The sequence below is a fragment of the Pseudonocardia sp. ICBG1034 genome (genome assembly GCF_020131375.1).
Taxonomy (GTDB): domain Bacteria; phylum Actinomycetota; class Actinomycetes; order Mycobacteriales; family Pseudonocardiaceae; genus Pseudonocardia; species Pseudonocardia alni.
The window spans coordinates 14,740-35,662 of the sequence record NZ_JAHLEK010000021.1 but is presented as its reverse complement, the minus strand read 5'-3'; the positions used below and the strand labels follow the sequence as shown (position 1 = coordinate 35,662).

General features: G+C 72.4%; 19 protein-coding genes. 12 read left to right on the top strand and 7 right to left on the bottom strand.

Features of this window, described 5'->3' with window-relative positions; all coding sequences use genetic code 11:
- Positions 1-44 precede the first annotated feature (44 nt).
- Both KPF22_RS21705 and gltB read right to left on the bottom strand, forming a co-directional pair.
- Positions 45-1,496: a glutamate synthase subunit beta gene (locus KPF22_RS21705; protein WP_208819429.1), complete on the bottom strand. Its 1,452-nt coding sequence runs from the start codon at positions 1,494-1,496 to the stop codon at positions 45-47.
- On the bottom strand, positions 1,489-5,973 hold the full coding sequence (gene gltB, locus KPF22_RS21700; protein WP_374107525.1) for a glutamate synthase large subunit: 4,485 nt from the start codon (positions 5,971-5,973) through the stop codon (positions 1,489-1,491). Before gltB ends, KPF22_RS21705 begins: the two co-directional genes overlap by 8 nt.
- A 587-nt stretch (positions 5,974-6,560) precedes the next feature.
- On the opposite strand from gltB, the gene KPF22_RS21695 reads away from it, so the two are divergent.
- Positions 6,561-7,382 carry a (2Fe-2S)-binding protein gene (locus KPF22_RS21695; protein ID WP_208819425.1) on the top strand — a complete coding sequence of 274 codons (822 nt, stop codon included), beginning with the start codon at positions 6,561-6,563 and terminating at the stop codon, positions 7,380-7,382.
- A 35-nt stretch (positions 7,383-7,417) separates the two neighbouring features.
- Here the strand turns inward: KPF22_RS21695 and KPF22_RS21690 are convergent, their stop codons facing one another.
- The 3 genes from KPF22_RS21690 to KPF22_RS21680 are packed head-to-tail and all read right to left on the bottom strand — an operon-like array spanning position 7,418 to position 8,978.
- On the bottom strand, positions 7,418-7,780 hold the full coding sequence (locus tag KPF22_RS21690; RefSeq protein WP_062401256.1) for an Asp23/Gls24 family envelope stress response protein: 363 nt from the start codon (positions 7,778-7,780) through the stop codon (positions 7,418-7,420).
- Positions 7,777-8,349: an Asp23/Gls24 family envelope stress response protein gene (locus tag KPF22_RS21685; protein WP_208819423.1), complete on the bottom strand. Its 573-nt coding sequence runs from the start codon at positions 8,347-8,349 to the stop codon at positions 7,777-7,779. The genes KPF22_RS21690 and KPF22_RS21685 overlap by 4 nt, the downstream gene beginning before the upstream one ends.
- Positions 8,340-8,978, bottom strand: a complete 639-nt coding sequence (locus KPF22_RS21680) for an RNA polymerase sigma factor (protein ID WP_208819421.1) — start codon at positions 8,976-8,978, stop codon at positions 8,340-8,342. The genes KPF22_RS21685 and KPF22_RS21680 overlap by 10 nt, the downstream gene beginning before the upstream one ends.
- Positions 8,979-9,096: 118 nt before the next feature.
- Here KPF22_RS21680 and KPF22_RS21675 point away from each other — a divergent pair, with 118 nt between their 5' ends.
- From KPF22_RS21675 to KPF22_RS21635, 9 genes are all read left to right on the top strand, one after another.
- Positions 9,097-9,270, top strand: coding sequence for a CsbD family protein (locus tag KPF22_RS21675; RefSeq protein WP_062401261.1), 174 nt, complete (start codon positions 9,097-9,099; stop codon positions 9,268-9,270).
- Positions 9,271-9,343: 73 nt separating this feature from the next.
- On the top strand, positions 9,344-9,649 hold the full coding sequence (locus KPF22_RS21670; protein ID WP_224403143.1) for a hypothetical protein: 306 nt from the start codon (positions 9,344-9,346) through the stop codon (positions 9,647-9,649).
- A 211-nt stretch (positions 9,650-9,860) separates the two neighbouring features.
- Positions 9,861-11,306 carry a trigger factor gene (tig, locus tag KPF22_RS21665; RefSeq protein ID WP_224403142.1) on the top strand — a complete coding sequence of 482 codons (1,446 nt, stop codon included), beginning with the start codon at positions 9,861-9,863 and terminating at the stop codon, positions 11,304-11,306.
- A 295-nt stretch (positions 11,307-11,601) separates the two neighbouring features.
- Complete coding sequence (locus KPF22_RS21660; RefSeq protein WP_062404398.1) at positions 11,602-12,198, top strand: ATP-dependent Clp protease proteolytic subunit; 597 nt, start codon at positions 11,602-11,604, stop codon at positions 12,196-12,198.
- A gap of 29 nt (positions 12,199-12,227) precedes the next feature.
- On the top strand, positions 12,228-12,890 hold the full coding sequence (locus KPF22_RS21655) for an ATP-dependent Clp protease proteolytic subunit (protein WP_062404399.1): 663 nt from the start codon (positions 12,228-12,230) through the stop codon (positions 12,888-12,890).
- 170 nt (positions 12,891-13,060) lie between these two features.
- Positions 13,061-14,350 (top strand): ATP-dependent Clp protease ATP-binding subunit ClpX, encoded by a 1,290-nt coding sequence (gene clpX / locus KPF22_RS21650; RefSeq protein WP_020625701.1) that lies wholly within the window; start codon positions 13,061-13,063, stop codon positions 14,348-14,350.
- 134 nt (positions 14,351-14,484) lie between these two features.
- Positions 14,485-15,873 (top strand): OFA family MFS transporter, encoded by a 1,389-nt coding sequence (locus KPF22_RS21645; protein WP_224403141.1) that lies wholly within the window; start codon positions 14,485-14,487, stop codon positions 15,871-15,873.
- Positions 15,870-16,016, top strand: coding sequence for a hypothetical protein (locus KPF22_RS21640; RefSeq protein ID WP_157818505.1), 147 nt, complete (start codon positions 15,870-15,872; stop codon positions 16,014-16,016). The genes KPF22_RS21645 and KPF22_RS21640 overlap by 4 nt, the downstream gene beginning before the upstream one ends.
- 66 nt (positions 16,017-16,082) lie before the next feature.
- Entirely contained in the window at positions 16,083-17,627 is a 1,545-nt protein-coding gene (locus KPF22_RS21635) for an alkaline phosphatase (RefSeq protein WP_224403140.1), read from the top strand.
- A 233-nt stretch (positions 17,628-17,860) separates the two neighbouring features.
- Here KPF22_RS21635 and KPF22_RS21630 read toward each other — a convergent pair whose 3' ends face one another.
- A complete protein-coding gene (locus KPF22_RS21630; RefSeq protein WP_224403139.1) occupies positions 17,861-19,321 on the bottom strand; it encodes an MFS transporter in 1,461 nt (486 codons plus the stop codon).
- Positions 19,322-19,417: 96 nt separating this feature from the next.
- A complete protein-coding gene (locus tag KPF22_RS21625) occupies positions 19,418-19,840 on the bottom strand; it encodes a PPOX class F420-dependent oxidoreductase (RefSeq protein ID WP_224403138.1) in 423 nt (140 codons plus the stop codon).
- A 190-nt stretch (positions 19,841-20,030) separates the two neighbouring features.
- Between KPF22_RS21625 and KPF22_RS21620 the strand changes: the two genes are divergently transcribed.
- Together KPF22_RS21620 and KPF22_RS21615 are read left to right on the top strand one after the other, a co-directional pair.
- Complete coding sequence (locus KPF22_RS21620; protein WP_208819407.1) at positions 20,031-20,552, top strand: hypothetical protein; 522 nt, start codon at positions 20,031-20,033, stop codon at positions 20,550-20,552.
- Positions 20,553-20,759: 207 nt separating this feature from the next.
- Positions 20,760-20,909 carry a hypothetical protein gene (locus KPF22_RS21615; RefSeq protein WP_224403137.1) on the top strand — a complete coding sequence of 50 codons (150 nt, stop codon included), beginning with the start codon at positions 20,760-20,762 and terminating at the stop codon, positions 20,907-20,909.
- The last annotated feature ends 14 nt before the right edge of the window (positions 20,910-20,923 follow it).

Below are 20,923 nucleotides of genomic sequence, written 5' to 3'. Positions count from 1 at the left end.
GGGCCCGGCCTGTGCGGCCGGGCCCCTCGTGCGTGTGTACGACGTCAGGCGATCTGGCGGTCGCCCGGGTCGATCGGGCGGGGCAGCACCGAGCGGCCGGTGAGCCACTCGTCCACACCGGCGGCCGCGGAGCGGCCTTCGGCGATGGCCCACACGATCAGCGACTGGCCGCGGCCGATGTCACCGGCGACGAACACACCGTCGACCGAGGACATGTAGCGGTCGTCGCGGGCGACGTTGCCGCGCTCATCGAGGTCGACCTCGAGGTCGTTCAGCAGGGCGCCCTTCTCCGGGCCGACGAAGCCCATCGCGAGGAGCACCAGCTGGGCCGGGAGCTCCTTCTCGGTGCCCTCGACCGGCTCGAAGCCCTTCTCGCCGCGCGTGACCTCGACGATCCGGATGCCGGCGAGCTTGCCGTCGGCGTCCTTCACGAACTCGGTCGTGTTGACCGAGAACAGGCGTTCGCCGCCCTCCTCGTGGGCCGAGGAGACGCGGTAGACCATCGGGTATGTCGGCCAGGGCATGCCCTCGGTGCGGTGCTCCGGCGGGGTCGGCATGATCTCCAGCTGGGTCACCGACCTCGCGCCCTGACGGTGCGAGGTGCCCAGGCAGTCGGCGCCGGTGTCACCGCCGCCGATGATCACGACGTCCTTGCCCTCGGCGGAGATGGGCGGCGCGTCCATGTCGCCCTGCTGCACGTGGTTGGCCCACGGCAGGAACTCCATCGCCTGGTAGACGCCCTCGGCGTCGCGGCCGTCGGCGGGCAGGTCGCGCCACGCCGTCGCGCCACCGGCGAGGACGACCGCGTCGAAGTCGGCCCGCAGCTGCTCGACGGTGATGTCGGTGCCGACGTCGACCGAGGCCCGGAAGTGGGTGCCCTCGGCGACCATCTGCTCCAGGCGCCGGTCCAGGCGCGCCTTCTCCATCTTGAACTCGGGGATGCCGTAGCGCAGCAGCCCACCGATGCGGTCGGCCCGCTCGAACACGACGACGTCGTGCCCGACCCGGGTCAGCTGCTGGGCGGCGGCCAGCCCGGCCGGACCCGACCCGACGACGGCGACCTTCTTGCCGGTCTTCACCTCGGGCACCTGCGGGCCGACCCAGCCCTCGTCCCAGGCCTTGTCGATGATCTCGATCTCGACCTGCTTGATCGTGACCGCGTCGTCGTTGATGGCCAGCACGCACGCCGCCTCGCACGGGGCGGGGCACAGCGTCCCGGTGAACTCCGGGAAGTTGTTCGTGGCGTGCAGCCGCTCGATCGCCTCCCGCCAGTCGTGGCGGTAGACCAGGTCGTTCCACTCGGGGATGAGGTTCCCGAGCGGACAGCCCTGGTGGCAGAACGGGATGCCGCAGTTCATGCAGCGCCCGGCCTGGGACTCCAGGGTCGTGGTCGGGAAGTCCTCGTAGACCTCGCGCCAGTCCATCAGCCGCAGGTCCACCGGCCGCCGGGTGGGCGTCTGCCGAGGAGTGGTCATGAAGCCCTTGGGGTCACCCATGAGCAGCCTCCATGATCGCCTGGTTGACATCGCGGCCCTCGCGCTCGGCGTTCTCCGTCGCGAGCAGCACGCGCTTGTAGTCCTTGGGCATGACCTTGCCGAACCGCTCGACCGCGTTGTCCCAGTCGGTGAGCAGCGCGTGCGCCACCGCGGAGCCGGTCTCGGCGTGGTGCCGCTCGACGAGGTCGTGCACGATCGAGCGGTCCTCGTCCGACAGCGGGTCGAGGTCGACCATCTCCGGGTTGACCCGGTTCTTGTCGATGTCGAGCAGGTAGGCGACGCCACCGGACATGCCGGCCGCGAAGTTGCGCCCGGTCCGCCCGAGGACGACGACCCGGCCACCGGTCATGTACTCGCAACCGTGGTCACCGACGCCCTCGACGACGGCCACCGCGCCCGAGTTCCGGACGCAGAACCGCTCGCCGACGACACCGCGGATGAACATCTCGCCCGAGGTCGCGCCGTAGCCGATCACGTTGCCGGCGATGACGTTCTCCTCGGCGGCGAACGGCGACGACGGGTCCGGCCGCAGGGTCAGCCGGCCACCGGACAGGCCCTTGCCGAAGTAGTCGTTGGTGTCGCCGACCAGCCGCAGCGTGATGCCCTTGGGCACGAACGCACCGAAGCTCTGCCCGGCCGCGCCGGTGAACGTGATGTCGATCGTGTCGTCGGGCAGGCCCTTGCCACCGTGCGCCCGGGTCAGCTCGGACCCGAGCATGGTCCCGACCGTGCGGTTGACGTTGCGCACCGGCAGGTCCAGGCGGACCCGGTCGCCGTTGCGCAGCGCGCCCTCGGCCAGCTGGATCATGGTGTTGTCCAGCGCCTTGTCCAGGCCGTGGTCCTGCTCGCGGGTCCGCTTGCGCGGCGCGTCGTCCGGCACGTCGGCGATCCGGAAGATCGGCGAGAGGTCCAGGTGCTTGGACTTCCAGTGCTGGGCGGCGGAGTCGACATCGAGCACGTCGGCCCGGCCGATCGCCTCGTCGAGCGAGCGGAAGCCCAGCTCGGCGAGGATCTCGCGGACCTCCTGCGCCACGAACCTCATGAAGTTCACGACGTACTCGGCCTTGCCGTTGAACTTCTTGCGGAGCTCCGGGTTCTGCGTCGCGACGCCCACCGGACAGGTGTCCAGGTGGCAGACGCGCATCATGATGCAGCCCGAGACCACCAGCGGGGCGGTGGCGAAGCCGTACTCCTCGGCGCCGAGCAGCGCCGCGATGACGACGTCACGACCGGTCTTGAGCTGGCCGTCGGCCTGGACCGTGATCCGGTCGCGCAGCCCGTTGGCCATCAGCGTCTGCTGGGTCTCGGCCAGGCCGAGCTCCCAGGGACCACCCGCGTGCTTGATCGAGGACAGCGGCGAGGCGCCGGTGCCGCCGTCGTGGCCCGAGATGAGCACGACATCGGAGTGCGCCTTGGACACACCGGCCGCCACGGTCCCGACGCCGACCTGGGACACCAGCTTCACGTGGATGCGGGCCCGCGGGTTGGCGTTCTTCAGGTCGTGGATGAGCTGCTTGATGTCCTCGATCGAATAGATGTCGTGGTGCGGCGGCGGCGAGATGAGGCCGACCCCCGGCGTCGAGTACCGGGTGGTCGCGATCCACGGGTAGACCTTGCCGCCGGGCAGCTGACCACCCTCGCCCGGCTTGGCACCCTGGGCGATCTTGATCTGGATGTCGTCGGCGTTGACCAGGTACTCGCTGGTGACGCCGAACCGGCCGGACGCCGCCTGCTTGACCGCGCTGCGGCGCGAGTCCCCGTTCGGGTCCGGGGTGAAGCGGTCCGGGTCCTCGCCGCCCTCACCGGTGTTCGAGCGGCCACCGATGCGGTTCATCGCGATCGCCAGGGTCTCGTGCATCTCCTGGGAGATGGAGCCGTAGGAGATCGCGCCGGTCGCGAACCGGGTCATGATCGACTCGACGGACTCGACCTCGTCGATCGAGACCGGCTCGCGCAGGCCGTCCTTGAACAGGAACAGGCCGCGCAGCGTCATCAGCCGCTTCGCCTGCTCGTCGACGGCCTTCGTGTACTCCTTGAAGACCTCGTACTTCCCGGCCCGCGTGGAGTGCTGCAGCTTGAAGACGGTCTGCGGGTTGAACAGGTGCAGCTCGCCCTCGCGGCGCCACTGGTACTCGCCGCCGACCGGCAGCGCCCGGTGCGAGGCACGGACGTCGTCGGCGGGGTAGGCGCGGCGGTGGTGGGCCAGGACCTCCTCGGCGAGGACGTCGAAGCCGACGCCGCCGATCCGCGACGCGGTGCCCCGAAAGGCCGCGTCGATGACCTCGGAGCCCAGCCCGACGGCCTCGAAGATCTGCGCGCCGGTGTAGGACGCGACCGTCGAGACACCCATCTTCGACATGGTCTTGCGGACGCCCTTGCCGAGCGCCTTGACCAGGTTCTTCGCCGCGGTCCGGCCGTCGACGCCCGGGACGTCACCGCGCTCGGCGAGGTCCTCCACCGTGGCCATCGCCAGGTACGGGTTCACCGCGGAGGCGCCGTAGCCGAGCAGCAGCGCGATGTGGTGCACCTCGCGGGCGTCCGCGGACTCCACGACCAGCCCGACGCGGGTGCGCGAGCGCTCCCGGACGAGGTGGTGATGCACGGTGCCGGTGAGCAGCAGCGACGGGATCGGCGCGTGCTCGGCGTCCACCCCGCGCTGGGACAGCACGATCAGGCGGGCCCCGTTCTCGATCGCGCGGGACACCTCCTGCTTGATCTCGGCCAGCCGCGAGAGCATGCCCTTGCCGCCGTCGCGGGCGGTGAACGTGCCGCGGACGACGTGCGAGGCGAAGCCGGGGAACTCCCCGTCGTCGTTGATGTGGACGATCTTCGCCAGGTCGTCGTTGGTCAGCACCGGGAACGGCACGACGATCGTCCGGCAGTGCGCCGGCGTCGCGTCGAGCAGGTTCTGCTCCGGCCCGAGCTGGCTGAACAGCGAGGTGACGAGCTCCTCGCGGATCGCGTCCAGCGGCGGGTTGGTGACCTGGGCGAACAACTGGATGAAGTAGTCGTAGAGCTGGCGCGGGCGCTCCGCGATCGCGGCGATCGGCGCGTCGTTGCCCATCGAGCCGATCGGCTCGGCCCCGGTGACCGCCATCGGGCGGAGCAGGACGTTGAGCTCCTCCTCGGTGTAGCCGAGGGCCTGCTGACGCAGGTTGAGCGTCTCGTGGGTCGGGGTCTCGCGGGTACGCGCGGGCAGGTCGTCGAGCCGGATCAGTCCGGCGTGCAGCCAGTCGGCGTACGGCTGCTCGGCGGCCAGCGCGCCCTTGACCTCGTCGTCGTCGACGATCTTGCCGCGCTCGGTGTCGATGAGGAACATGCGGCCCGGCTCGAGGCGGCCCTTGCGGACGACCTTGTCGGGCGCGACGTCCAGCACGCCGACCTCGGAGGCGAGCACGACCAGGCCGTCCTCGGTGACCCAGTAGCGGGCCGGGCGCAGACCGTTGCGGTCCAGCACCGCGCCGATCCGGGTGCCGTCGGTGAACGCCACCAGGGCCGGTCCGTCCCACGGCTCCATCAGCGTGGAGTGGTACTCGTAGAACGCCCGCCGGGCGGGGTCCATCTCGGTGTTGTGCTCCCAGGCCTCCGGGATCATCATCAGCACCGCGTGCGGCAGGCTGCGCCCGGACAGGTGCAGCAGCTCCAGGACCTCGTCGAAGGTGGCCGAGTCCGACGCGTCCGGGGTGACGATCGGGGTCAGCCGCGACAGGTCGCCGGGCAGGTTCGCGGACTCCAGCAGCGACTCGCGGGCCGCCATCCAGTTCCGGTTGCCGCGCAGCGTGTTGATCTCACCGTTGTGCGCCACGTAGCGGAACGGGTGCGCCAGCGGCCACGCCGGGAACGTGTTCGTGGAGAAGCGCGAGTGCACGATCGCGAGCGCCGAGGTGACGCGCTCGTCGTTCAGGTCCGGGTAGAACGCCGCGACCTGGGGCTCGGCGAGCATGCCCTTGTAGATGACGGTGCGCGGCGAGAGCGACGGGAAGTAGGTCTCGGTGTCGTGCTCCACCCGCTTGCGGAAGCAGAACGCCCGACGCTCCAGGTCGATGCCGGCCGGGGCGGTCCCGGGGGAGTCCCCGGCCAGCTCCACGCCGCCGACGAACAGCTGGCGGAACCCGGGCATCGCGTCCCGGGCGATCGAGCCCAGGTCCGCGGCGTCGGGGTCGGTGGGCAGCTCGCGCCACCCCAGGACGGTGAGGTCCTCCTCGGCGGCGAGTTCGCCGATCCGCTCGATCGCCGCGGCGGCCTCGGCCTCGTCACGCGGCAGCATCGCGATGCCGGTGGCGTAGGCGCCCTCCGCGGGCAGGTCGAAGTCGGTGACCTCGCGGTAGAACGCGTCCGGGACCTGGATCAGGATCCCGGCACCGTCACCGGTGTTGTACTCGGCGCCACGCGCACCGCGGTGCTCCAGTCGCAGCAGGGCCTCGATGGCCTTCTGCACGATGGCATGGCTGCGCTTGCCGGTGACGTCGGCCAACATGGCCACACCGCAGGCGTCGTGCTCGTGATCGGCGGCGTACAGCCCACCGGGCGAGGGGCGACGCGTCTGGTCACTGATCGCGGCCAACTGCTCCTCCTGTCGTCTCGGTGCACCTGGAGTCACCCGCATCGGACGACCCGGACCGGGCAGCTCGCTGCGGTCCGAAGAAAGATCTCAGGATACAGCGCGCAGCCCGAGTGGGACGTGCGACGAGGGCCGTTCAGGTGCACCGTGCCGCCGGGTGGGTGACCGGCGGACGGAATCTTCCTCCGGGCACGCCGAGCGGCCGGGCGCTGACTTCCAGTACCCGGCCATTCCTGCGGCACGGTTCGACCGCACACCCCGGCGAGTGCGGTCTGGCGAGTGCACAGAGTCGCACGTCGCCACCGGGGTGCGCTACTGAGAGCGGCCCACCGGTCCCGTGATGTGGATCGCTGACCATGCGAGCAGGTCAACGTTGCCGTCCCGTGTCCGGACGGTGAGCGAGGCGTGACCATCCGTCGGGACCGGCCTTCTACTGCATGGGATCGCCGGGGGCGTCCGGACCGTTACGCAACGCGTCTCCGGGTCGGGCAGACTGCTCCCCCGTGAACGTGCCCCCGATCCGCGTCGCCACACCCGGGCGGCTGCCTGGTTCACCCGGGCGGGTGACCGACGGCCGGGTGGCGGAGGTCCTCGCCGACGTCGCGACCATCGGTCCCTGGTTCGCGGTGGCGACCCCCGCCGCCTCCGGGACCGTCCGGTGGGACGACCTCCACGCCGCGCCGGTCCCCGGCGGCCCGGACCCGCTCGGCCGGCGGATCGACGAGGTCACCACCGCGCTCGGCGGGGACCGGCGGATCGGTGCCTCGGTGGCGGTGATGGGGCTCGCGGCGCGGATCGTGTCGATGCCCTTCGCGGCCGTGGCCCTGCACGGTGTGCTCCCGTCGCTCGGGGAGCTGCGCCGCGACCCCGGCGCCGACGACCCGTGGGCGCCGAGCCTGCCCGCCGGGTCCACCGGCGTCGCCACCCCGGACGTGGCCGACGACCCGGCCGGCGCCGCGGACCTGCTCGCCCGCGAGCTCGCCGCCACCCACCTCGATCCGCTGTACGCCGCCGTCGCGGCCCGGGCCGTGGTGTCGCCGCGGGTGCTGCGCGGCAACGTCGTGTCCTCGATCGGCGGGGCGGCACGGGTCATGGAGACCGTGCGACGCCCGGACCGGCGCCGCTGTCTGGCCCTGCTCGACGCGCTCGCCGACCACCCGGTGCTGCGCGGGCCGCTGCCGTCGGGTGCCACCGGCCGGCTGCTCCGCCTCGACGACACCGACCCGGACACCGAGTGGGCGTTCCGGCGCCGCTCCTGCTGCCTCTACGTCCGCGCCCCCGGCGGCGGGACCTGCGGCGACTGCGTGCTCGCCGGCCGGGCCTGACCCGCTCTCCGCGCGCGGAGAGAAGGGGCCGCGGCTCAGGCCGGCAGCGCGATGTCGGCGACGGTCACCCGCACCCGGGCGTCGAGGCCGCACACCGTCGCGACCTCCTCGGTCACCTCCCGGCGCACCCGCTCGGCCAGCTCGGCGCAGTTCGTGCCGAACCGCACCCCGACCGTCACCCGGATCTCGGCCTCGTGCCCGTGCACCGACGCGACCAGGCCCTGCACCCGCAGCTCCTCGGGGACCGGATCGCGGGGCAGCCAGTCCGCGGCCAGCCCCAGCAGGGTCTGCGTGACGTCGCCCATCAGCGCCGCCACCCCCGGCACCCGCCGGACCCGCCGCGCCGCCACCCGTGCGACGGCCAGGTCGGAGACGGTGACCGTCGTGCGCCCGCTCATGCCGGTTCCTCCCACAGGTCCTCGACCAGGATGTCGACCCCGGCGATCGGCACGCCGAGCGTGCGGTCCCCTGCCGAGATCATCATCTGCCGGACGCGCGCGGTGACCGAGGCGAGGTCGACCCCGAACCGGGCCGCGACGGTCACCCGCACCCACACCGCGGCCGGGCCGTCCCCGGAACCGTCCGGGGTGCGCAGCTGCTCGATCCGGCACCGGCGGGCCCGCAGCCCGTCCATCGTGTCCACGACGTGCCGCAGCGCCGCCTCCGCGGTCGGCCTGCCCAGCCAGGCGTCCGGCCCTAGGGCGAGCAGCTCGTGCGGGCGCAGGTCCGCGACGACCGCGCCCATCACCTGCTCCAGCACCGACGGCGGCGGCCGCAGCGGCTCGGCCGCCATCCGCGCCACCAGCCCGCCGAGCCGGTCGTGGTCCGCGTGCGCGCGCACGCAGTGCGGACAGGTCAGCTCGTGCTCGTCGAGCACACCCGCCTCCGCGTGGTCCCAGACGTCGGCGGCGTCCCGGCCGCAGGCCAGTGGCTCGACGCGCTCCGCCCCGCTCCTCTCTACCGCCATGCCCGCATCCTCTCCGCCAGTGCCCCGCGTGCCCGGTGGATCCGGCCGCGGACGGCGGTCTCACCCGCCCCGGTGATCTGCGAGATCTCGCTGTAGCCCAGCCCCTCCAGCTCCCGCAGCACCCAGGCCGTGCGCTGGTCCTCCGGCAGCGACGCGACGGCCCGCGACAGGGCCGCCATCTCCGCGTCGACCTCGGCCGCCCGCTCCGGGGTGGGGGAGCGGTCGTCGGCCGGGGCGCCCGGCCCGTCGTCGGTCGGGAGCGGGTCGGTCCGTCGCCGCCGCCGGACCAGCGCGGTGCAGCGGTGGGTGACGATGCGGTACATCCACGTGGAGAAGGCCGCCTCGCCGCGGAAGCTGTCGATCCGCCGCCAGGCGTCGATGAGCGCCTCCTGCAGGGCGTCCTCGGCGTCGGTGGCGTCGCCGAGCACCCGGACCGCGACCCGGAACAGGGCGTTCTGGTGGCGGCGGGCCAGCTCCTCGAAGGCGCCGACGTCGCCGTCCTGGGCCCGGACGACCAGCGTGGTCTCGTCCAGCGCGGCCCTCGACGGCACCCGCACCGGCCGTGCCGACGGCACGCCGGGGCCCGGTGGACCGGCGGCCGGTGGGCCGCTGACCTGTGCGTTCGCCATGGACGCCCCGTCGGGGTGTGGGAAGTGGAGGGTGGGGGTAGTCCACCCCGTCAGCGACGGTAGCGACCGGCTCGCACCCCCGCCCGCCGGACACGCGATCAGGAAGCAGGTGAGCCCCATGGGTCTCGGAGACAAGATCAGCAACAAGGCCGAGGAGCTGGGTGGCAAGGCCAAGGAGGCCACCGGCAAGGCCACCGACGACAAGGACCTGCAGGCCGAGGGCAAGGCGGACCAGGCCACCGGCAACCTGAAGCAGGCCGGCGAGAAGCTCAAGGACACCTTCAAGAGCTGACCCGCGCACGACGACGGCGGCGGCACCCCACGGCGGGGTGCCGCCGCCGTCGTGTGTGGCTAGGGTCCGACCCGTGACCGACCCCGCCGCAGGACCCGGCCCGCAGGCCGTCGCGGACGCCGTGCTCGCCCACCCGTCGGTGCTGCGTCTCGACGGCGGCCCGTTCGGCTCGATCGCGTCGTACCTGCCCGGGCACCGGGTCCAGGGTGTGCGGCTGGCCGACCCGGTGGAGATCGCCGTCGTCCTCCGGCTGGGCAGGCCGTTCGCCGTGGTCGCCGACGAGGTCGCCGACCGGGTCCGTGCCGTCCTCGGTGACGACACCCTGGCCGTCGACGTGACCGTCGCCGACGTCGGTGCGGGCGGGGCCGTCGCACCCTGACCCGCGCCCGGGCCGTCGCACGGTGACCGGGCTCGCCTAGACTCGCGCGAGCCCCGCCGTCACCGGGCGCGTCCCACGTACCCGGCGGCCGGTGGCACGGGACGCCCGGCGCAGAGCCGGGATCGTCCGGCGCCGGCGGGCGGGGCCACCGACCGGGGGCCGCGCGAGCCGCGGCCCGTTGCAGCACTCGTACCGCCCAAGGAGTTCCACCGTGAAGAGCACCGTCGAGCACCTCAGCCCGACGCGCGTCCGGATCAACGTCGAGGTGCCGTTCGACGAGCTCAAGCCCGACTTCGACCGCGCGTACAAGAAGATCGCCCAGCAGGTCCGCATCCCCGGCTTCCGCCCGGGCAAGGCGCCGGCCCGCATCCTGGAGGCCCGGATCGGCCGTGGCCCCGTCCTGGACGAGGTCGTGAACGCCGCGATCCCGGTGAAGTACCAGGAGGCCGTGGTGACGTCCGAGGACGTCAAGCCGATCGGCCGGCCCGACATCGAGGTCACCGAGATCGCCGACGGCGAGCGCATCGCGTTCACCGCCGAGGTCGACATCCGCCCCGAGATCACCCTCCCCGACCTGGACGGCCTGACCGTCGAGGTCGACGAGACCGAGGTGACCGAGGACGAGGTCATCGAGCAGCTCGACCAGCTGCGCGCCCGGTTCGGCACCCTGGCCGGTGTCGAGCGTCCCGCGCAGACCGGTGACTACGTCCAGATCGACCTCTCCGCCGCCGTCGACGGCACGGAGATCGAGGAGGCCACCACCACCGGCTTCTCCTACGAGGTCGGCCAGGGCGGTCTCATCGACGGCATCGACGAGGCCCTCGAGGGCATGTCGGCCGGCGAGGAGAAGACCTTCACCTCGAAGCTGGTCGCCGGTGAGCACGCCGACTCCGACGCGGAGATCACCGTCAAGGTGACCACCGTGAAGGAGCGTCACCTCCCCGACGCCGACGACGAGTTCGCCCAGCTGGCCTCGGAGTTCGACACGCTCGACGAGCTGACCGAGAACCTGCGTGAGCGTCTGGGCCGGTCCAAGCGGATGGAGCAGGCCGCGCAGGCCCGTGACCGCCTCCTGGACAAGCTCGTCGAGGACACCGAGGTGCCGCTGCCGGAGTCGGTCGTCGCCGCCGAGGTCGAGACCCGCACCCACGACGCGGTGCACGCCTTCGACCACGACGAGGACAAGTTCGGCGAGTTCCTCTCCTCGCAGGACAAGACCCGCGAGCAGTTCGACACCGAGACGCGCGAGGAGGCCGAGAAGGCCGTCCGCTACCGCCTCGTCCTCGACACCCTGGCCGACCGCGAGGAGATCTCGGTCGGGGACCAGGAGCTCACCGAGCGGATCGTCTACCAGGCGCAGCAGTACGGCATGGCCCCGGAGCAGTTCGTCCAGCAGATCCAGCAGGCCGGCCAGCTCGGCGTGATCTACCAGGACGTCCGCCGGTCCAAGGCGCTGATCACCGCGGTGCGCGCCGCCACCGTCACCCTGCCGGGTGGCGAGGCCGTCGACCTGTCCGACCTGCTCGGGCCGGACGAGGACGAGACCACCGTCGAGGAGATCCCCGCGACCGACGTGGACGGTGCCGACGACACCGCCGACGACGCCGCGGACACCACCGCCGACGTGGCCTCCGACAAGGCCGACGCGAAGGCCTGATCGGCGGTCGTCGCGCGGTCCCGCACGACTCGTCGTGCGCTGTCGGCGAACATCGGGCGTCGTTCCCTACGCGGGGCATCCGCTCCGCGTAGGGTCGGCTCCGAACCGGTCCCCAACCGGACCGTGAACGGGTTCGCAAGACCCGACACCGGAGAACCGAGAGCGATCCAGAGGAAGACTCCGGGACCCTCTCCCGCGGCGTCCGCGCCACGGGGGCGGGCCCGACTTCGGAAAGCAGGGTGAAGTGAGCCAGCAGGACACCGGCCCGTCCGCGGGCCGCGGCACCGGGCCGCAGATGCGGTCCGGCATCAGCGCGATGTCGCTGTCCGACTCCGTGTACGACCGCCTGCTCCAGCAGCGCATCATCGTGCTCGGTCAGCAGGTGGACGCGGAGATCTCGAACCGCATCGCGGCGCAGATGCTGCTGCTCGCGGCCGAGGACCCGGACAAGGACATCGAGCTCTACATCAACTCGCCCGGTGGCTCGGTCACCGACGGCATGGCCATCTTCGACACGATGAACCTGATCCCGTGCGACGTGGCGACCACGGCGATGGGCATGGCCGCGTCGATGGGGCAGTTCCTGCTGTCGGCGGGCACCCCGGGCAAGCGCTCGGCGCTGCCGCACGCACGGATCATGATGCACCAGCCGTCCGCGGGCGTCGGTGGCACCGAAGCCGACATCACCATCCAGGCCGAGCAGTTCCGCCGCACCAAGCGGGAGATGGCGGAGCTGATCGCCCAGCACACCGGTCAGTCGGTGGAGACCATCGAGCGGGACTCCGACCGTGACCGCTGGTTCTCCGCGCCGGAGGCCAAGGACTACGGCTTCGTCGACCACGTCGTGACGCACGCCGGGCGGATCGGCGAGCAGAACGGGAGCGACAAGTGAGCACCTTCGACCCTCGCCACCCGGAGTCGATGACCGACCTGCGCGGCCCCGGCGGCTGGGCGCCGGACCCGGCCCGCTCCCGGTACGTGCTCCCGTCCTACGTGGAGCGCACCAGCTACGGGGTCAAGGAGTCGAACCCGTACAACAAGCTCTTCGAGGAGCGCATCATCTTCCTCGGTGAGCAGATCAACGACACCTCGGCGAACGACACCATGGCGCAGCTGCTGGTGCTCGAGTCGCTCGACCCGGACCGCGAGATCTCGCTGTACATCAACTCGCCGGGCGGGTCGTTCACGTCCCTGATGGCGATCTACGACACCATGCAGTTCATCCGTCCCGACATCCAGACCGTCTGCCTCGGGCAGGCGGCGTCGGCCGCGGCGGTGCTGCTGTGCGCGGGCACCCCGGGCCGCCGCATGGCGGTCGAGAACGCCCGCATCCTGATCCACCAGCCGGCCACGCAGGGCGTGTACGGCCAGGTGTCGGACCTCGAGATCCAGGCGGCGGAGATCTCCCGCATCCGCAAGCGGATGGAGGAGGTCATCGCGCGGCACTCGAACCGTTCCGCGGACCAGGTGCGCGAGGACATCGACCGGGACAAGATCCTGACGGCCGAGGAGGCCAAGGAGTACGGCCTGGTCGACGAGATCGTGCAGAGCCGCAAGCTGTCCGGTACCGCCGGCGGCAAGTGACACCCGGGTCACCGGCGGCCGGTTCCGGCCGCCGGTGACCGCCCGGCGACCCGCCGGGGAACCGGACACCGCTTCCGGTCCCCGTGCGGGCCGCGGGCAGGTACCGTCAACCCGCACGGGGCGACGGGCGCGACGCGAGAACGCCGGACCAGGACTGGGGATCGACACCTATGGCACGCATCGGCGACGGCGGGGACCTGCTCAAGTGCTCGTTCTGCGGGAAGAGCCAGAAGCAGGTCAAGAAGCTCATCGCCGGCCCCGGCGTCTACATCTGCGACGAGTGCATCGATCTCTGCAACGAGATCATCGAGGAGGAGCTGGCCGAGGCCGGTGAGGTCAAGCTCGACGAGCTGCCCAAGCCCACCGAGATCCACGAGTTCCTCGACCAGTACGTCGTCGGTCAGGCCACCACCAAGCGCACGCTGTCGGTGGCGGTCTACAACCACTACAAGCGCATCCAGGCGGGCGAGCGCAGCCGTGCCGCGGGCGGCGACGCCTCCGACGGCATCGAGATCGCCAAGTCGAACATCCTGATGCTCGGCCCCACCGGGTGCGGCAAGACCTACCTGGCGCAGACGCTGGCCAAGATGCTCAACGTCCCGTTCGCCATCGCCGACGCGACCGCCCTCACCGAGGCCGGCTACGTGGGCGAGGACGTCGAGAACATCCTGCTCAAGCTCATCCAGGCCGCCGACTACGACGTGAAGCGCGCCGAGACCGGCATCATCTACATCGACGAGGTCGACAAGATCGCGCGGAAGTCGGAGAACCCGTCGATCACCCGCGACGTGTCCGGCGAGGGTGTGCAGCAGGCGCTGCTGAAGATCCTCGAGGGCACCACCGCGAGCGTCCCGCCGCAGGGCGGCCGCAAGCACCCGCACCAGGAGTTCATCCAGATCGACACGACGAACGTCCTGTTCATCGTGGCCGGCGCCTTCGCCGGGCTGGAGCGGATCATCGGCGAGCGGGTCGGCCAGTCCGGTATCGGATTCGGCGCCGACATCCGCTCGAAGAAGGACCTGGACTCCGCGGAGCGCTTCGCCGAGACCCTGCCCGAGGACCTGATCAAGTTCGGCCTGATCCCCGAGTTCATCGGCCGGCTGCCGATCGTCGCCTCGGTGACCTCGCTCGACAAGGACGCCCTGGTCAAGATCCTGACCGAGCCGCGGAACGCCCTGGTGAAGCAGTACCGCAAGCTGTTCGAGATGGACGGCGTGGAGCTGGAGTTCGCCGAGGACGCCCTCGACGCCGTCGCCGACCAGGCGATCCTGCGCGGCACCGGCGCCCGTGGCCTGCGGGCGATCATGGAGGAGGTGCTCCTCCCGGTCATGTACGACATCCCCAGCCGCGACGACGTGGCGAAGGTCGTGGTGACGGCACAGACGGTGAAGGACAACGTCAACCCGACGATCGTCCCGCGCCAGCCGCAGCGCCGGGAGCGGCGCGACCGCTCGGCCTGAGCCCGTCGCGAGATCCGACCCGACGCCGGTCCCACCTGCAGGTGGGACCGGCGTTGTCGTTTCGAGACCCGCTCGGGTTGCTGCACCCTTCCGCACTACTTAGCGTTGCTCCGTCAACTACGACGGAGGGCGACATGTCCGGATTTCTCACGCGGGAGCGCATCGTCGCTCCACCCGGATGGAGCCGTTGGCTCGTCCCACCGGCCGCGCTGTCCATCCACCTGGCGATCGGCCAGGTCTACGCCTGGAGCGTCTTCAAGACCCCGCTGGCGAACGCGCTCGACCTGTCGGGCGTCGCCACGGCGCTGCCCTTCACGCTCGGCATCATCATGCTGGGCCTGTCCTCGGCGCTGTTCGGCACGAAGGTCGACAGCAACGGCCCGCGCTGGGCGATGGTCGTCGCGTCGAGCTGTTTCGTCGCCGGGTTCCTGATCTCGGGTCTCGGCCTCTACGCCGAGCAGTACTGGCTGGTCGTGCTGGGCTACGGCTTCGTCGGCGGCATCGGCCTGGGCATCGGCTACATCTCGCCGGTCTCCACACTGATCAAGTGGTTCCCGGACCGACCGGGCCTGTCCACCGGCCTGGCGATCATGGGTTTCGGAGGCGGCGCGCTCATCGCGACCCCCCTCACGAACTCGCTGCTGTCGGCGTTCGGCGGGTCCGGTGACGGGGCCACCTCGGCCGGCATCGGGTCCACGTTCCTCACGATGGGCCTGATCTACCTCGTCTTCATGTCGGTCGGCTGGATCCTCATCCGGGTGCCCGCCGAGGGCTGGACCCCGCCGGGCTGGGACCCGTCGACGGCCAAGAAGAGCGGGATGATCTCGACCGGCAACGTCTCGGCGAACAACGCGATCCGCACGCCCCAGTTCTGGCTGCTGTGGGTCGTGCTGTGCTTCAACGTCACCGCGGGCATCGGCATCCTGGAACGGGCCTCACCGATCTTCCAGGACTTCTTCGCGGAGAACGGGGCCACGGCCACCCTCGCCGCGGCGGCGGGCGGGTTCGTCGCGATCCTGTCGCTGGCGAACTCGGCCGGGCGCATCGCCTGGTCGTCGCTGTCGGACGTGCTGGGTCGCAAGAACATGTACCGCATCTACCTGGGCGTCGGCGCGCTGCTGTACCTGCTGATCACGCTGATCCCGAACCAGTCACGGGCGCTGTTCATCGTCGCCGCGGTGCTGATCCTGTCGTTCTACGGCGCCGGGTTCGCCACCGTCCCGGCGTACCTGCGAGACCTGTTCGGCACCTACCAGGTCGGCGCGATCCACGGACGCCTGCTGACGGCGTGGTCCACCGCGGGCGTCCTCGGTCCGCTGATCGTCAACGCGATCGCCGACGCGCGGATCGACGCCGGTGTCGAGGGACCGGCCCGCTACACGACCGCGTTCATCATCATGATCGTGTTGCTGGTCATCGCGTTCGTCTGCAACGAGCTGATCCGCCCGGTCGACGGGAAGTTCCACGAGCCCACCGCTGCGGCGGCCGCGCCGGGCTCGACACAGCAGAAGGAGACCGCGTGAGCAGCGTTGCCGAGACCGGCGGGTCGTCGACCTGGGGGCCGGTGCAGTGGATCGGGGCCGTCCTGGCCTGGGTGTGGGTCGGCGTCCCGTTCGCGTACGGGCTGTACGAGCTCGTCCTGAAGATCCCCGCCCTGTTCGGCTGAGTCTTCGCCCGCCGTTCACCCGTACGGTCCGGTTCGTGGTCACTCGTCCGGGTTAGAACGGCGGACGTGGCTCTCTCCCGACGCTCCCTGTTCCGCACCGCGGCCGCCGGCGGTCTCGCCGGCGCCGCGGCACTGGCCCTGCCCGGCACCGCACTCGCCGCGCCCGCACTCGTCCGCTCGGGGCGGCCCGTCCTCACCCACGGGGTGCAGGCCGGGGACGTCCGGCCGGGGTCGGGACTGGTGTGGACACGCGCCGACCGGCCGTCGCGGATGGTCGTGGAGGTCGCGGAATCGCCGGACTTCCGGCGGGCGCTGCGGGTCCCCGGCCCGGTGCTGACCCCGGACACCGACCTCACCGGGACGCTGCGGGTCCCGGCGGCGCGGGGGCGGGTGCACTACCGCGTCGTCGCCGAGCCGCTCGACGGCGGTCCCGCGAGCGCACCGCTGACCGGCTCCTTCCGGGCGGCCCCCGGGCGCGGCGAGCCGGTGCGCATCCAGTGGTCCGGCGACGTCGTCGGGCAGGGTTGGGGCATCGACCGCGCCACCGGCGGCATGCGGATCTTCTCCGCGATGGCCGACCGCGACCCCGACCTGTTCCTGCACTCCGGCGACACCGTCTACGCCGACGGCCCGCTCACCGAGACCGTCACGCTCCCCGACGGCCGGGTGTGGCGCAACGAGATGACGCCCGAGAAGGCGAAGGTCGCCGAGACCCTGACCGAGTTCCGCGGCCAGTTCGCCTACAACCTGCGCGACGACAACCTGCGCCGGTTCGCCGCCTCGGTCGGGCAGATCGTGCAGTGGGACGACCACGAGGTCACCAACAACTGGTACCCGGGGGAGATCCTCACCGGTGAGGTGGGGGAGCGCTACACCGAGAAGCGGGTGGACGTGCTCGCGGCCCGCGGGTTCCGCGCGTTCCACGAGTGGCAGCCGGTCGACCCACGCACCGCCGTCGACGGACGGGTGTACCGGCGGGTGCCGTTCGGCCCGCACGTCGAGGTGTTCGTGCTGGACATGCGCACCTACCGCAGCCCGAACTCCGCCAACACCGGCCGCGGCGAGCGGATCCTGGGGGAGGCCCAGGCCCGCTGGCTCGTCGACGCGCTCGCGTCGTCGCGGGCGACCTGGAAGATCGTCGCCTCGGACATGCCGATCGGCGTGCTGGTGCCCGACGGCGACACCGCCTGGGAGGCCGTGGCCAACGGGGTGCCGGGGCCGCCGAGCGGGCGCGAGTCCGAGATCGCCGGGGTGCTCGCCGGGATTCGCCGACGGAGGGTCCGCAACGTCGTCTGGGTGACCGCCGACGTGCACTACACCGCCGCCCACCACTACGCCCCGGAGCGCGCCGCGTTCACCGACTTCGACCCGTTCTGGGAGTTCGTGTCCGGCCCGCTGCACGCCGGTGCCTTCGGTCCGAACGAGCTCGACCCGACGTTCGGTCCGCGCGCGGAGTTCGTGCGCGGCCCGTCCCGGCAGGGCGCGAGCCCGCTGGAGGGCTTCCAGCACTTCGGCGAGCTCGACGTCGCCCCCGACGGGACGACCCTGGAGGTCCACCTGCGCGACCAGGCCGGCGCCTCCCTCTGGACCACCACCCTGCGCCGGACCTGACGACCGCGTCCGCGGCCCCCGCGCCCGGAGCCCCCGTGGCGGTCACCGGTGGCCCGCCGCACCCCTGCGGGGGTCGTCGCACCCTCCGCGGCGGGTGCGACGACCCCGGCCGGGGTGCGACAACTCCTCCGGCCGCGCCCACACCCTCCGGCGGGCACCCACACCTGTCGCGACGGGCGGGGGAGCCCACCAGGGGTGCGGATCCAGGGGACGGCCGGGTGTCCACGCCCGGGTCAGCGCCGGGGTGCGGTGTCCGGCTCCGCGGGGAGCCGGACGGCGGCGGCCGGCCCGGGGACGGGGGTGGTGGTCACGGCCACGGCGGCCTCCGCGGCGGGGGTGACGTGCCCGGTGGGCGCGGTCGCGTAGGCGGCGGACAGGCGACGGTAGGGGCGGCTCGCCAGGGCGGCGAGGGTCAGCACCACGCCCAGGGCGCCGCAGACCACGAACACCAGGGCGATCGCGCGGGCGGTGCCGGTGCCGAACCAGGAGCCGATCGCGGCCGCACCGGCGCCGCCGTCGCTCATGTAGGGAACCACCACCAGCTCGGTGAACGGGGCCAGCAGGAACGCGGTCAGCGGCGACGCGGCCTGCTCCACGCTCTGCGCGAACCCGAAGACCCGGCCCTGCCGCCCGTAGGGCACGACCCGCTGCAGCACGGTCTGCTCGGCGGCCTCGGCGAACGGCATGAGCAGCATGAACACCGCCATGCCGAGCGTGAGCAGCAGGATCGAGGCCTGCAGCGGGAACAGCATCGTCGAGGCCCAGAGCACGGCGTTGACCAGCAGCAACGACCGGACCGGGCGGCTGCCCAGCCCGATCCGGGCGACGAGGAGCCCGCCGACGATCACCCCGGCGGACAGCACGCCCCACAGCAGCCCCCAGGCCGCCACCGACATCATCGACAGGCCGTAGGGGTCCATCAGCGCCATGAACGCCCCGCCGAGCAGGTTGTTCACACAGGAGAACACGATCAGTGCGGGCAGCCCCGGCACCCCCGCGACGAGCCGGACGGTGCCGCGCAGGTCGAGGCCGCCCCGCTCGTCGACGGTCACGGGAACGGCCGGGCCGGCCGGTGCGGGCACGGCCGGGATCCGGACCCGTGACAGGTGCACCAGCGACACGACCAGAACGACGAGGGCGGCGACGAGCACCGACCGCATCCCGTCCACCGCGACGAGCAGCCCGGACGCGACCGAGGTGACCAGGAAGCTCACCCCGGTCGCGGTCCCGACCAGCCCGTTCGCCCGGTCCCGGACCGCGGCCGGGACGAGCAGGGTGACCAGCGTCGGCAGCGCGATCGTGCGCAGGTTCCCGGCGATGACACCCAGCATCAGCGCGACGACCAGCGTCCACAGCAACGGGCCCGTGGGGTCGCGGAACGCCCCGTCGGGGGCGAGCAGCAGCAGGGCCAGACACAGCGCGTAGACCACGGCGGACACCGCCGCCGACACCTGCATGACCGCGCGCTTGCCGAACCGGTCCACGACCCCGCCGAACGGGATCCCGGTCAGCGCCGTCGCCACCAGGAAGATCCCGGCGATGATGCCGGTCGCCGCGACCGACCCCGTCTCCAGGAACACCCAGAACGTCACGGCGAACCACACCGTGAAGTTCACGACCGACACCACCAGGGTGCTCACCAGAAGGTGCGCGAAGACCCGTTGCGTGCCGTGCCGGAGGTCGAGCTGCGTCATGGTCCACCGTCCTCTCGGGATGATGGACCGACGCCGACGGCCGAACTCATCGCCCGCCGCGACGGTGGACGATGAACCGGACTTCAGGTCAACCGATCACGCCGTCATGTCGAGGTGGGCGACCACCTTCGTCGGGCGGATCCGGACGACGAGCTCGCCGGGCACGCCGTTGCGCCGGCCGAACTCCTCGGCCCGGTCGGCGCCCATGTAGCGGCCTCCGAGCGCGGTCGCGGTGCGCAGGAGCTCGTCGGGGTCCGTGCTGATCTCGGCGACGCCCTGCACCTGCACGAAGGCGTACGGCGGTGCGGGCAGGTCGGCGGTGAGCACGACCCGCGGATCGCGGACGATCGCGCGTCCCTTCGCGGTGTCCGCCCCGGTGTCGAAGACGATCGTGTCGTCCTCGACGAGGAACCAGACCGGCGCGACGAGCGGGCGCCCGTCCTTCGCCGTCCAGCCGAGCATTCCGGTACGGGTGCCGTGGTTGAGGAACTCGACGACCTCGGGTGTGAGAACGGGCATGTCGCCGAGCCTAGGCCGGGAACCCGCCCGACCACCCGTGCGACACCGGGTCGGACCCGCCCGGACCGGCCGTGACCACACGAGCTCACCGCCGGGGCCGTGCCGGCAGGCAGCCGTAGCCGCCGCGTAGCGGTCCCGCAGACCCACCCGGGGGTGCCGCGCCGCCCGCCGTCGGGGGAGGGTGTCCGGCATGGACGAGCTCACACCCGGCACCCTGCTCGGCCGCCAGGTCGACGGCGTCACGTGCGGACCCTCGGTGCTGGTGGTGACCGCGGTGCTGGCCGGCTCGGGGTGGCCCGGTGTGGTGGCGGACCGGTTCGCCGCCGCCCAGCGGACCGCGCACCGCCAGGCCAACCGGCTCTGGCCGCGCGCCCTGGGGACGACGCCGTGGGGGATGCGGGCGTGGCTGCGCCGGCACGCACCCGCCGCGGGACCGTTCCGGATCCGCCCGGCGACCCGCGACGCGCTCGCCGCGGTGCCCGCCGCCGTCGGCCCGGTTCCGCTCCTGGTCGGGTCCCGGTGGCTGCCGCGGCACTGGGTACTGGTCCTGGGCGCCGACGACGACGGCCGGTGGCGCGTCTACGAGCCCGGCTGCGGCCGGGTGCGGGCGTTCGACCCGGCGTTGCTCCGGCGGGGCGACCCGGCGGCCGTCGGCGGGCTGCTGGGGTGGCCGCGGCCGTGGTGCCTGCTGCTGCCCGTGGGCCGGGCGTGAACGGGCGGTGGTCCGGGCACGACGGACGCGGGTGAGGGTGGGGACCTGGCTCACCCGGATCCCCGCCCGCTGCTCGCCGCGCTCGGCCGGCGCGACTCCTCCGCGCGACCGCCGCCGTCACCGCGGCCGGTGGGCCGGCCGGCTGCGGCACGTCCGCCGCCCCCGGGTCCGTCGCTGCGGCGGTGCCGGACGGTCCGCCGCAGCCCGGTGCGGGCGACATCCCCGGCGACCCGCACCTGGCGAGGGGCGACGGCCTGCGCCCACCTCTCCGCGGCGGGGGACTTCGCGGTCTCCCGGGTGGTGGACCGGACCGTCGGGATGCACGGGGTCATCCCCGAGGCGCACTTCCGGTCCTGAGCGCGCGGGTCCGG

What these genes read in the sequence shown, in the direction of transcription:
- KPF22_RS21705 (WP_208819429.1), bottom strand. Translation starts at nt 1,496, where the DNA reads ATGGGTGACCCCAAGGGCTTCATGACCACTCCTCGGCAGACGCCCACC.
- gltB (WP_374107525.1), bottom strand. Translation starts at nt 5,973, where the DNA reads ATGTTGGCCGACGTCACCGGCAAGCGCAGCCATGCCATCGTGCAGAAG.
- KPF22_RS21690 (WP_062401256.1), bottom strand. Translation starts at nt 7,780, where the DNA reads ATGAGCGGGCGCACGACGGTCACCGTCTCCGACCTGGCCGTCGCACGG.
- KPF22_RS21685 (WP_208819423.1), bottom strand. Translation starts at nt 8,349, where the DNA reads ATGGCGGTAGAGAGGAGCGGGGCGGAGCGCGTCGAGCCACTGGCCTGC.
- KPF22_RS21680 (WP_208819421.1), bottom strand. Translation starts at nt 8,978, where the DNA reads ATGGCGAACGCACAGGTCAGCGGCCCACCGGCCGCCGGTCCACCGGGC.
- KPF22_RS21675 (WP_062401261.1), top strand. Translation starts at nt 9,097, where the DNA reads ATGGGTCTCGGAGACAAGATCAGCAACAAGGCCGAGGAGCTGGGTGGC.
- KPF22_RS21660 (WP_062404398.1), top strand. Translation starts at nt 11,602, where the DNA reads ATGCGGTCCGGCATCAGCGCGATGTCGCTGTCCGACTCCGTGTACGAC.
- KPF22_RS21655 (WP_062404399.1), top strand. Translation starts at nt 12,228, where the DNA reads ATGACCGACCTGCGCGGCCCCGGCGGCTGGGCGCCGGACCCGGCCCGC.
- clpX (WP_020625701.1), top strand. Translation starts at nt 13,061, where the DNA reads ATGGCACGCATCGGCGACGGCGGGGACCTGCTCAAGTGCTCGTTCTGC.
- KPF22_RS21645 (WP_224403141.1), top strand. Translation starts at nt 14,485, where the DNA reads ATGTCCGGATTTCTCACGCGGGAGCGCATCGTCGCTCCACCCGGATGG.
- KPF22_RS21630 (WP_224403139.1), bottom strand. Translation starts at nt 19,321, where the DNA reads ATGACGCAGCTCGACCTCCGGCACGGCACGCAACGGGTCTTCGCGCAC.
- KPF22_RS21625 (WP_224403138.1), bottom strand. Translation starts at nt 19,840, where the DNA reads ATGCCCGTTCTCACACCCGAGGTCGTCGAGTTCCTCAACCACGGCACC.
- KPF22_RS21620 (WP_208819407.1), top strand. Translation starts at nt 20,031, where the DNA reads ATGGACGAGCTCACACCCGGCACCCTGCTCGGCCGCCAGGTCGACGGC.